Origin of the sequence: uncultured Microbacterium sp. (genome assembly GCF_963528945.1) — a bacterium.
GTDB lineage: Bacteria > Actinomycetota > Actinomycetes > Actinomycetales > Microbacteriaceae > Microbacterium.
The window spans coordinates 599,587-610,692 of sequence record NZ_CAURWX010000001.1; the positions used below are offsets into that span (position 1 = coordinate 599,587).

At 70.4% G+C, this 11,106-nt stretch carries 9 protein-coding genes; 5 read left to right on the forward strand and 4 right to left on the reverse strand.

Annotated features, from left to right (window positions below; genetic code table 11):
• Window positions 1-126 precede the first annotated feature (126 nt).
• The gene (locus tag RWS82_RS02660; protein ID WP_314646607.1) at window positions 127-522 is read left to right on the forward strand and encodes a hypothetical protein; all 396 of its coding nucleotides are present in this window, start codon (window positions 127-129) and stop codon (window positions 520-522) included.
• A gap of 18 nt (window positions 523-540) precedes the next feature.
• Here RWS82_RS02660 and bcp read toward each other — a convergent pair whose 3' ends face one another.
• The 3 genes from bcp to aroA are packed head-to-tail and all read right to left on the reverse strand — an operon-like array spanning window position 541 to window position 3,416.
• Entirely contained in the window at window positions 541-1,014 is a 474-nt protein-coding gene (gene bcp, locus RWS82_RS02665; RefSeq protein WP_314646610.1) for a thioredoxin-dependent thiol peroxidase, read from the reverse strand.
• Between the two features lie 9 nt (window positions 1,015-1,023).
• Window positions 1,024-2,094: a ribosome small subunit-dependent GTPase A gene (gene rsgA, locus RWS82_RS02670; protein WP_314646611.1), complete on the reverse strand. Its 1,071-nt coding sequence runs from the start codon at window positions 2,092-2,094 to the stop codon at window positions 1,024-1,026.
• Complete coding sequence (gene aroA, locus RWS82_RS02675) at window positions 2,091-3,416, reverse strand: 3-phosphoshikimate 1-carboxyvinyltransferase (protein WP_314646613.1); 1,326 nt, start codon at window positions 3,414-3,416, stop codon at window positions 2,091-2,093. The genes rsgA and aroA overlap by 4 nt, the downstream gene beginning before the upstream one ends.
• 49 nt (window positions 3,417-3,465) lie before the next feature.
• Between aroA and RWS82_RS02680 the strand changes: the two genes are divergently transcribed.
• Genes RWS82_RS02680 through RWS82_RS02690 form a run of 3 tightly spaced genes read left to right on the forward strand, consistent with a single transcriptional unit; the run spans window position 3,466 to window position 5,706 of the window.
• Window positions 3,466-4,128, forward strand: a complete 663-nt coding sequence (locus RWS82_RS02680) for a sigma-70 family RNA polymerase sigma factor (protein ID WP_314646616.1) — start codon at window positions 3,466-3,468, stop codon at window positions 4,126-4,128.
• A complete protein-coding gene (locus RWS82_RS02685) occupies window positions 4,125-4,370 on the forward strand; it encodes a zf-HC2 domain-containing protein (RefSeq protein ID WP_314646618.1) in 246 nt (81 codons plus the stop codon). The genes RWS82_RS02680 and RWS82_RS02685 overlap by 4 nt, the downstream gene beginning before the upstream one ends.
• 31 nt (window positions 4,371-4,401) lie before the next feature.
• Entirely contained in the window at window positions 4,402-5,706 is a 1,305-nt protein-coding gene (locus RWS82_RS02690; RefSeq protein ID WP_314646620.1) for a GNAT family N-acetyltransferase, read from the forward strand.
• A 95-nt stretch (window positions 5,707-5,801) separates the two neighbouring features.
• On the opposite strand, the gene RWS82_RS02695 is transcribed toward RWS82_RS02690, so the two are convergent.
• Window positions 5,802-9,470, reverse strand: coding sequence for a multifunctional oxoglutarate decarboxylase/oxoglutarate dehydrogenase thiamine pyrophosphate-binding subunit/dihydrolipoyllysine-residue succinyltransferase subunit (locus tag RWS82_RS02695; protein ID WP_314646621.1), 3,669 nt, complete (start codon window positions 9,468-9,470; stop codon window positions 5,802-5,804).
• A gap of 158 nt (window positions 9,471-9,628) precedes the next feature.
• Between RWS82_RS02695 and RWS82_RS02700 the strand changes: the two genes are divergently transcribed.
• The gene (locus RWS82_RS02700; RefSeq protein ID WP_314646623.1) at window positions 9,629-11,083 is read left to right on the forward strand and encodes a GuaB1 family IMP dehydrogenase-related protein; all 1,455 of its coding nucleotides are present in this window, start codon (window positions 9,629-9,631) and stop codon (window positions 11,081-11,083) included.
• Window positions 11,084-11,106 lie beyond the last annotated feature (23 nt).

Sequence of the window (11,106 nt, forward strand, 5' to 3'; positions counted from 1 at the left end):
ATTTGTGATGCGAGCGGATCGCCCGCCCCACGCCGCTGTGGGAGCACATGACTGTTTCTATTGTGTTACAGGAAACCTTCTAAATCAAGGCTTTTTGTCGCTCATAACCGATTCCCAGGAGACTTCGTGCGCGCACCCCGACTCGCGAACGCCGCGGCGGCGGTGCTGGCGGCCGAAGGCGCCGCGCTCACTGTGGTGGCCTTCCTGGAACTGCTCGGGCTCGGAGCGGGCGACGCCTCGTCGCTCCCGACCGCCATCGCGCTGGTCGTGCTGACCCTCATCGGCGCCGCAGGACTCTTCGCCTTCGCCGCCGGCGTGCGCGTCGGTCGCTCCTGGGCGCGGTCGGGGGGCGTGGTCCTGCAGGTGCTCGCGGTCGTCATCGCGCTGGCGTCCCTGACGCTGGCACCGGTGCCCTGGGCCTTCGTGCTCGGCGCCGGGCTGCCGGGCCTGGTCGGCTTCGCTCTGTTGATCGCGAGCGCCCGCCGCGAGGCAGACGTCGCCGCAGGGCGCGAAGACGCCTGAGTCGCGGCCGCCGACCGGTCAGGCGTCGATGCCGAGGAGCCTGCGCAGCCGCGCGACGTGCCCCGTCGCCTTGACGTTGTACTGCGCGAGAGCGATCGTGCCGTCCTCGTCGATGACGAAGGTCGAGCGCAGTACGCCCTCGATGACCTTGCCGTAGTTCGTCTTCTCTCCCCAGGCACCGTACGCGTCGTGGACGGCGTGGTCGGGGTCGCTCAGCAGGGGGAACGTCAGGCCGTCGCGCTCGCGGAAAGCCGCGAGCTTCGCCGGCTCATCCCGCGAGACGCCGACGACCTGGTATCCGGCGCCCTCCAGCGAGGCGATGCTGTCGCGGAAGTCGCAGGCCTGCGTCGTGCATCCGGGGGTCATCGCCGCCGGGTAGAAGTACAGCACCGTCTTCCGCCCGCGCAGATCGGCGAGCGACATGCGCTGGCCGTCCTGGTCGAGCAGGGAGAAATCGGGGGCGGGCATTCCGGCTTCGAGGCGCTGGGTCACCCGTTCAGCCTACCGGCCGAAGGGGTGCTCCGCCTTGTCGGCGAAGGTCTGCAGCAGCCGCTGGAGGGAGTCGAGACGGGCCCGCCCGGTGTCGCCCAGCTCCCCGCTCTCCGCCGCTTCGATGAGCGCGCAGTCCGGGGCATCCGCCAGGTGGGTGCAGCCGCGGGGGCACCGCTCTGCGATCTCGGCGAGCTCGGTGAACGCGGCGAGGATGTTCGCGGGATCCACGTGCCCCAGGCCGAACGAACGAACGCCCGGGGTGTCGATCACCCATCCGCTCCCGCCCTCACCGCGGTACCGCAGCGACACGGTCGACGATGAGGTGTGCCGGCCCCGCCCCGTCACCTGGTTGACGTGCCCCGTCGCGCGCCCCGCGGACGGGACGAGCGCGTTGACGAGCGTGGATTTGCCGACACCGGAGTGACCGACGAACACGGTGGAGTGCCCGATCAACGCCTCGCCGATCTCGTCGACGGGCATCACGTCGCGGGCGCTCGTGAAGACCCGTAGGTCAAGACCCTCGAAGTGCGCGAGGAACGCGGACGGGTCGGCGAGGTCGGTCTTGGTCACGACGAGCAGAGGACGGATGCCGGCGTCGAGGGCGGCGACGAGGTAGCGGTCGACGAGGCGTTCGCGGGGCTCCGGGTCGGCCGCCGCGACGACGACGAGCATCTGATCGGCGTTGGCCACGATGACCCGCTCGACCTGGTCGGTGTCGTCCGCGCTCCGCCGCAGCAGGGACGAGCGCTCGACGATCCCCACGATGCGGCCCAGCGTGCCCTCGTCTCCGGAGGTGTCGCCGACGACCCTGGCGCGATCGCCCGTGACGATGGGCGTCTTGCGCAGTTCCCGCGCGCGCGTGGACGTGATGGTGCGCTCGTCGGCGGTGTCCTCGCCGAGCAGTACCGAGTAGCGGCCGCGATCGACGCCGAGGACGCGACCGATCTCCGCATCCTCGTGCGCCGGACGACGCTTGGTGCGAGGGCGGTTGCCCTTCGGGTTCGGTCGCGAGCGGATGCTGCTCTCGTCGAAGTCCTCGAAGTCGTCGTCGAGGTCGTCGGTGTCGTCGAGCCAGCTCACGCGGCGCTGCCCGCGAGCATGCGCTCCCACAGGAGGGTGAATTCGGGGAGCGTCTTCGCCGTCGTCCCGATGTCGTCGACTTCGACGCCGGGCACGCGGAGTCCGATCAGGGCTCCCGTCGTGGCCATCCGGTGATCGTGATGCGCCTTCCAGGTGCCTCCGGTGAGGGCGCGGGGGATCACTCGCAGCCCGTCGGGCAGTTCTTCGGCCTCGCCGCCCAGCGCGCGGAGGTTGCCGATCAGCGCCGCGATGCGGTCGGTCTCGTGCAGGCGGATGTGCCCGATGCCGCGGATCGTCGTCGGGCCGTCGGCGAAGGCGGCCAGGCCGACGAGAGTCGGCGTGAGCTCGCTCGCCGCCGACAGATCGAGGTCGAGACCGCGGATGCCGCCGCCGGCGCGTACGGTGAGCGCCCCGCCGTGTCGGCTGGTGTGGGCGCCCATCGCCTGCAGGATCTCGGGCAGGAGAGCCCCGGGCTGCGTCGAGTGCGCGGGCCACCCCGTCACCGAGACGGCTCCGTCCGTGACGAGGGCCGCGGCGAGGAAGGGGGCGGCGTTGGAGAGATCGGGCTCGATGGCGATCTCCTTCGCACGCGGGACGCCCGCCTCGACGAGCCACTCGCCGGTGGCCGGACGCTCGATGCGGATGCCGCGTCGGCTGAGCGCCTCGATGGTCATGTCGATGTGCGGAAGGCTCGGCAGGTGCTCGCCCGTGTGCACGAGGTGCAGACCGACGTCGAACCGCGGCGCGGCGAGCAGCAGGCCGGAGACGAACTGGCTGGAGGCCGAGGCGTCGATCTCGACGCGGCCCCCGCGGATGCGCCCGTGGCCGCGGATGGTGAACGGAAGCGCCCAGGTGCCCTCGTCGTCGATGTCGACCCCGAGGTCGCGGAGCGCCGTGATGAGGCCGCCCATCGGCCGGTGCAGCGCGGTCTCGTGCGCGGTCAGATGCACATCGGACGCGGCGAGGCCGGCGAGCGGGGCGACGAAGCGCATGACCGTTCCCGCCTGGCCGCAGTCGACCGTCACGCCGCCCTGCAGGCGCGCCGGGGTGACGACGAGGTCGGGGCCGAACTCGCCGCCCGTGTCGACCTCGTCGATGCCGATGCCGAGAGCGCGCAGCGCGTCGACCATGCGGCGGGAGTCGTCGGAGTGCAGAGGAGCGATCAGTCGACCCGGTCCGTCGGCGATCGCGGCGATGATGAGCTCGCGGTTCGTCAGCGACTTCGAGCCGGGGATCGTCAGCGTCGCGTGGACCGGTCGCTCGCCGACGGGCGCGGCGTAGACGCCCCGGGCGGGGGAGGGGGAATACCTGTTCGCGCTCATCGGTTTCCACCTTAGTGAACGGCGGCGCACCCGCCGAGAAGGAGATCGGATGCTGGCGACGCTGGAACGTGGGGCGGTGGACATCGGCGGCTTAGACTGGCCGGTGATGGATGACACCGCAACCGCAGCGACCTCGAACGACTCCCAGCGCGAGTTCGAGGAGCAGGCGCTCCCGTTCATGGATCAGCTCTACGCGGCCGCCATGCGCATGACGCGCAACCCGGCCGACGCCGCCGACCTCGTGCAGGAGACGTTCGTCAAGGCTTACGGATCGTGGGCGACGTTCTCACAGGGAACGAACCTCAAGGCGTGGCTGTACCGGATCCTCACGAACACGTACATCAACATCTATCGCAAGAAGCAGCGCGAGCCCTTCCAGGGGACGATCGACGAGCTCGAGGACTGGCAGCTCGGCGGCGCCGAGTCGACGACCGCGAGTCACAGCCGCTCGGCGGAGGCCGAGGCGATCGATCACATGCCGGCGTCGATCGTGAAGGATGCGCTGCAGGCGGTCCCCGAGGACTTCCGGCTGGCGGTGTACCTCGCCGACGTCGAGGGCTTCGCCTACCAGGAGATCGCCGACATCATGAAGACCCCCATCGGCACCGTGATGAGCCGTCTGCACCGTGGCAGGCGGATGCTGCGGGAGCTGCTGGCAGATTACGCCGCGGAACGGGGCATCGCCGCGGCTGAGAAGAGGAGCGGGAAATGAGCGACTGCGGTTGCGACAAGGCGCGTCGGGATCTGGAGGAGTACCTCCGCAATGAGGTGTGCAACACCGAGCACGCCGAGATCCGCGAGCACCTGGAGAACTGCCCGGCGTGCCGCGACGAGGCTCTCGTCGCGACGACGTTGACCGAGGTCATCGCCCGCGCCTGCAAGGAGACGGCACCGGAGCAGTTGCGCGACCAGGTGTTCGCCCGGCTGCGCGAGGTGCAGGCCTCCCAGCACTGACCGCGTCGGCGGCTCGCCATAGGGTGGAGGCATGACCTTCATCGATGCGCGCGAGATACCGGCCGACTCGACCTCCCGTGACCGACTGCGGGAGTCCGCTCTGGACTATCGCGTGGTCGACCTCCGTGACGAGGAGCAGGCGCGTCCCTTCCAACGAGCGGTGGGGCGGGGCTTCCTCGGCGGCGAGCAGACCGATGAAGCGCTGGCCTTCGCTCGCGAGGCGCTCTCGGAGCGCCGCACGACCGGTGTCTTCGAGCAGGAGGCGTCGGCGGGGGCATTGCCCATCGCGACCATCGATTCCTGGGTCACGCCGCTGACCGTGCCCGGGGGAGAGATCCCCATGTGGGCCATCAGCGGTGTGACGGTCGCCGGCACCCATCGTCGCCGCGGCATCGCGCGCGCGCTGCTCGAGGGCGAACTGCGCGCGGCCCGGTCCGCCGGGATGGCCGTCGCGGGCCTGACGGTGTCGGAGGCGACGATCTACGGCCGGTACGGCTTCGGCTCGGCTCTTCCCGCCACGCGGTTCACGGTCGACACCCGACGCGCAGGGTGGGGCGGGTTCGAGCCGACCGGACGCCTGGAGTACCGCGAGCGCGAGCAGCTCGTCGACGACCTCGCACTGGTGCACGACCGGGTTCGCCGCACGCGGTCCGGGCGCATCGCCGGCTGGGAAGGCCGGTGGCAGCAGTTCGCCGGTGTCGCCCCCGCCGAGACCGACCGCGACAAGGTGCGCGGTGTACGCCACCTCGACGACGACGGCGAGGTGCGCGGCGTGCTGGTGTACACGGTCGACGACCGCGAGGGCAGCTTCCGCTTCTCGTTGCGCGTGCGGATGCTCGTGGCCGAGACCCGAGACGCCCGCGCCGCCCTGTGGCGTTTCGCCCTGCAGCACGACCTCGTCGACGAGGTCACCGCCGATCTGCAGGCGCCCGACGACCCGCTTCCCTGGCTCGTCGCGGATCAGCGGGGCGTCGCCCAGGAGGTGCACGATCACGGCTGGTTGCGCATCCTCGACGTCCCCACGGCCCTCGCCGCACGGGCGTACGCGGCCGACACCGACCTGACCCTGCGCGTGGTCGATCCGCTCGGTCTTGCCGATGGAACGTGGCGGCTGCGCGCGGCCGCCGGAGAGTCCGCGAGCATCGTCGCCGTCGAGGCGTCGGACGGGGCGTCCGTGACGATCGGCATCGCGGCGCTGTCGTCGCTCTACGCGGGAGGAGTGCGGGCCTCGGCCCTCGCCGCCGCGGGGCTCATCGACGCCGACGACGCCTCCCTCCGGGCACTCGACGTGGCGTTCTCGGTGTCTCCGGCACCGTCCCTCGACATCTGGTACTGACGCGAAGCGTCGGGCGGCGCATCGCGCACGCGACCACACGCAGAAGAGGCGCCTCCGGTGGAAACCGGAGGCGCCTCTCTTCGTCTGGTCGGTCGTCAGCCGAGGGTGAGCGCCTCGCGCAGCAGCGCGGACTGCTCGGCGGCGTGCACCTTCGACGATCCGGTCGCGGGCGATGCCGAGGCGGAACGCGCGACCGGTCGGAACGAGCGGTCGCCGGGCACGTCGGCGAAGGCGAGAGCGAGGAACGGCCAGGCGCCCTGGTTCTCCGGCTCCTCCTGCACCCACACCAGCTCGGCGTTCGGGTAGGAGTCGGTGATCGCCTTGAGGCCGTCGATCGGCGTCGGGTACAGCTGCTCGAGGCGCACCAGGGCGATCTCGGGGTTCGGGTTCTTCTCGAGCTCGCTGCGGAGGTCCCAGTGCACCTTGCCGGAGTGCACGAGCACGCGCTTGACGGCCGAGCGGTCGAGAGCGCGGTCGTCGTCGATCACCGGCTCGAAGCGACCCTGGGTGAAGGCCTCCACCGGGCTGGTCGCCCCGCGCAGACGCAGCATCGCCTTGGGGGTGAAGACCACCAGCGGCTTCCGCGGACGCGCGTACGCCTGGCGGCGCAGCAGGTGGAAGTGCGACGCGGGCGTCGACGGGCGGGCGATGATCATGTTCTCCTGCGCGCAGAGCTGCAGGAAGCGTTCGATGCGGGCCGACGAGTGGTCGGGACCCTGGCCCTCGTAGCCGTGGGGGAGGAGCAGTGTGACGCTGGACTGCTGACCCCACTTCTGCTCGGCGGCCGAGATGTACTCGTCGATGACCGACTGCGCGCCGTTCACGAAGTCGCCGAACTGCGCCTCCCAGAGCACCAGAGCCTCGGGCGCCTCGACCGAGTAGCCGTACTCGAAGCCGAGGGCGGCGTACTCGCTGAGGAGCGAGTCGTAGACGAAGAAGCGCCCCTGCGCATCGGAGAGGTTCGACAGCGGCAGCCACTCCTGGCCGTTCGCCCGGTCGTGCAGTGTGGCGTGCCGCTGCACGAACGTGCCCCGGCGCGAGTCCTGGCCGGCGAGACGTACGGTCGTACCCTCCACGAGCAGCGATCCGAAGGCCAGCAGCTCGCCGAAGCCCCAGTCGATCCCGCCGTTGCGGCTCATGTCGAGGCGCTTGTCGAGAAGCTGCTGGATCTTCGGGTGCACCGAGAAGCCCTCGGGCTTGTTGACGAACGCGTCGCCGATCAGACGGATGACCTCGCCGGGGACACCCGTGACGTCGGGGGCGCCGATCTGGTCGTCGGCGGGCGCGGCCTCCGGGGCGACCGGGTGGGTGCCGGTCTCGGCGGCGTGCGTCTCGGCGAAGGCGATCTCGAGGCGGTTCTGGAAGTCGGCCTTGGCCTCGTCGTACTCCTCCTCGGTGATGTCACCCCGGCCGACGAGCGACTCGGTGTACAGGCGGCGCACGGAGCGCTTCGCCTGGATGAGGTCGGTCATCAGCGGCTGCGTCATCGAGGGGTCGTCGCCCTCGTTGTGACCGCGGCGGCGGTAGCAGACGAGGTCGATCACGACATCGCGGTGGAACCGCTCGCGGTACTCGAACGCGAGCTGCGCCACGTGGATGACGGCCTCGGGGTCGTCGCCGTTCACGTGGAACACCGGCGCCTGGATCGTCTTCGCGACGTCGGTCGAGTAGACCGAGGTACGGGCGTCGCTCGGGGTGGTCGTGAAGCCGACCTGATTGTTCACGACGACGTGGATCGTGCCGCCCGTGCGGTACCCGCGCAGCTGCGACATCTGCAGCGTCTCGACGACGACGCCCTGGCCCGCGAAGGCCGCGTCGCCGTGCACGAGGATCGGCAGCCAGGCGAACGTGCCGATCGGCTTGCGGTCCTGCTTCGCGCGGACGATGCCCTCGAGCACACCGTCGACGGTCTCGAGGTGCGAGGGGTTCGCGGCGAGGTAGACGGGCAGCGAGGCGCCGTCCTCGGCGACGAAGGTTCCCTCTGTGCCGAGGTGGTACTTCACGTCACCGGAGCCGCGCTGGTTGCCCGGGGTCTGGATGCCCTCGAACTCGCGGAAGACCTGTCCGTAGGTCTTGCCCGCGATGTTGGTGAGCACGTTCAGGCGACCGCGGTGGGCCATCCCGATCGCGGCGCCCTCGAGGCCGGCGTTCGCCGCGCCCTGGAGGATCTCATCGAGGAGGGGGATCAGCGATTCGCCGCCCTCGAGCGAGAAGCGCTTCTGCCCCACGAACTTCGTCTGCAGGAAGGTCTCGAAAGCCTCGGCCTCGTTGAGCTTGCGCAGCACGCGCAGCTGCTCGTCGTGGCCCGGCTTCTGGTACTTGACCTCGACCTTCTCCTGGAACCACTGCCGCTGCTCGGGGTCCTGGATGTGCATGTACTCGATGCCGAGGGTGCGGCAGTACGAGTCGCGCAGCACGCCGAGGATGTCGCGCAGCTTGGCGACGCGACGGCCACCGAAGCCCCCGGTGACGAACTCGCGGTCGAGGTCCCAGAAGGTGAGCCCGTGGCTCTCGATCTCGAGGTCGGGGTGCGAGCGCTGGCGGTACTCGAGCGGGTCGATGTCGGCCATGAGGTGCCCGCGCACCCGGAAGGAGTTGATGAGCTCCTGCACCCGCGACTGCTTGTCGACGCGCTCGGCGAGGTCGACCGCGATGTCGGGGTTCCAGTGGATGGGCGCGTACGGGATGCGCAGCGCCGCGAAGATGTCGTCGTAGAAGCCGCGCTGCCCGATGAGCAGCTCGTGCACCTTCTTGAGGAACTCGCCCGACCCCGCACCCTGGATGACGCGGTGGTCGTACGTGCTCGTGAGCGTGATGGTCTTGCCGATCGCGAGCTCGTTGAGCGTCTTCTGGCTGGCGCCCTGGAATTCCGCCGGGTAGTCGAGCGCGCCCGCCCCGATGATGCAGCCCTGGCCCTTCATGAGACGCGGGACCGAGTGCACGGTGCCGATGCCACCGGGGTTGGTGAGCGAGACGGTGGTGCCCTGGAAGTCGGCGGCCGTCAGCTTGTTGTTGCGCGCGCGGGTGACCAGGTCCTCATAGGCGGCGAGGTACTCGGTGAAGGTCATGGTGTCGGCCTTCTTGATGCTGGGCACCATGAGCGCGCGCGTACCGTCGGGCTTCGGGAGGTCGATCGCGATGCCGAGGTTCACGTGCGCGGGAGCCACGACCGAGGGCTTGCCGTCGATCTCGGCGTAGAACACGTTCTGGCTGCGGAACTCGTCGAGGGTGCGGATGAGCGCCCAGCCGATGAGGTGGGTGAAGCTCACCTTGCCGCCGCGCGTGCGCGACATGTGGTTGTTGATGACGATGCGGTTGTCGATCATCAGCTTGGCCGGGATCGTCCGCACGCTGGTGGCCGTCGGCACGGTCAGCGACTCGTCCATGTTGGCGGCGAGCGTCTTCGGCATGCCGCGGAGGACGGTGACCTTGTCTTCTTCGACGGTCTCGGTCGGGGCGGGGGCGGCGGGCTTCGGCGCCTGGGCGGGGATGGGCGCGGCCGTGGCGGGCTTCGCGGTGGTGCGAGCGACGGGCTGCGAGCCGATCACGGGGATCGGAGCGGTGATCGGATGCGCCGGCTCGGCGGCCGCCGGAGCAGCGGCGGGAGCGGACCCGTTGTCGGCGTGGTACTTCTCGAGGATCGGCCACCACTCCTTGTCGACGGAGTCGCGGTTCTCCTTGAACTGCTCGTAGAGCTCTTCGACGAGCCAGGAATTGGCTCCGAACCCCCCGTCGCCACCGACGCCGGTCACCTGGTTCGACACGCTCGATCGCCCTCTTTCATCGCTGAAGATCACACAGTGCTCGCCGGCCGCGGGATGCGTCTGGGTCCGCACACTCTCGACCACCCAGCCTAACCTGTTTCCCCGTCCGGATCGTCGAGGACTGTCCGCGATCCGTCCGACCTCGATACCGTGGGGTCATGGAGTTCTCAGGTGCCCAGCCGGCCGTCGATCTCACCTATTCCGACGTGTTCCTCGTGCCACGGCGCTCCGCCGTGACCAGTCGCCTGCAGGTCGACCTCGCGCCGCAGGACGGGACGCCGGCGACGCTGCCCCTCGTCGCCTCCAACATGAACTCGGTCACCGGGCCTCGGCTGGCCGCGGTGCTCGCCCGCCGCGGGGGCCTCGGCGTGCTGCCGCAGGACATGCCGCTGCAGGACCTCGACGCCGCCATCCGCGACGTCAAGTCGCAGCCCGTGCTCTGGGACACGCCGCTCGTGCTCCCGCCTCACGCCACGGTGGCCGACGCCCTGCGGCTGCTTCCCGCGGTCGCCGGACACGGCATCGTCGTCGCCGACGGTACCGCTCCCCACGATGTCGGCGACATCCGCGGCATCCTGCCCGCGAGTCGACTCGCCACGGCGCTGCCCGACGCGCAGCTCGGCGATCTCGTCCACGGCGGCACGCCGTCGATCGACGCGGACGACATCGGGTCGGAGCGGCATGCGTTCGACGTCATCACCGATGCCGGTGTCGAGACCGTGCCGGTGATCCGGCACGGCCACCTCGTCGGTACCCTGAGCGCGCGCAGCGCCCTGCGCTCGACGCTCTACCGTCCCGCGGTCGACGCGGACGGGCGCCTGATCGTGGCGGCGGCGATCGGCATCAACGGCGATGTCGCCGCGAAGGCGGAAGCGCTGGCGGCCGCGGGCGTCGACGTGCTCGTGCTCGACACGGCCCATGGACACCAGGAGGGGATGCTCCGCGCCCTGCGCACCGTATCGGACCTCGGGCTCGGGCTGCCGCTCGTCGCCGGGAACATCGTCACCGCCGACGGCGTGCGCGACCTCACGGAGGCGGGCGCGACGATCCTCAAGGTGGGCGTCGGCCCCGGAGCGATGTGCACCACACGGATGATGACGGCGGTCGGTCGTCCGCAGTTCTCCGCCGTGCTCGAGACCGCGGAGGCCGCGCGCGCGGTCGGAGCGCACGTGTGGGCCGACGGCGGAGTGCGCTACCCGCGCGACGTGGCCCTGGCGCTCGCCGCCGGCGCGGCCAGCGTCATGGTCGGATCATGGTTCGCCGGCACGATCGAGGCGCCGGGCGAGCTGCAGCGCGACGCCGACGGCCGCATCTTCAAGGAATCGTGGGGCATGGCATCCACGAAGGCGGTCCAGGCGCGGTTCGAGCGGCTCGACCCGTACGAGCGTGCCCGGAAGGAGCTGTTCGCCGAGGGCATCTCGTCGTCGAAGATCTACCTCGACCCGCTGCGCCCCGGCGTCGAGGACCTGCTCGACATGATCACCTCCGGCGTTCGTTCCTCGTTCACGTACGCCGGAGCGGCGACCGTGCCCGAGTTCCACGACCGCGCGCTCGTCGGTCTGCAGTCCGCCGCGGGCTACGAAGAGGGGAAGGCGCTGCCCGTCAGCTGGTGAGCGCGCACCCGCCGGTACCGGGC

Bases quoted from the DNA above. Each gene is read 5' to 3' on its own strand.
- RWS82_RS02685 (WP_314646618.1), top strand. From the start codon at position 4,125: ATGAGCGACTGCGGTTGCGACAAGGCGCGTCGGGATCTGGAGGAGTAC.
- RWS82_RS02690 (WP_314646620.1), top strand. From the start codon at position 4,402: ATGACCTTCATCGATGCGCGCGAGATACCGGCCGACTCGACCTCCCGT.
- RWS82_RS02680 (WP_314646616.1), top strand. From the start codon at position 3,466: ATGCTGGCGACGCTGGAACGTGGGGCGGTGGACATCGGCGGCTTAGAC.
- RWS82_RS02700 (WP_314646623.1), top strand. From the start codon at position 9,629: ATGGAGTTCTCAGGTGCCCAGCCGGCCGTCGATCTCACCTATTCCGAC.
- aroA (WP_314646613.1), bottom strand. From the start codon at position 3,416: ATGAGCGCGAACAGGTATTCCCCCTCCCCCGCCCGGGGCGTCTACGCC.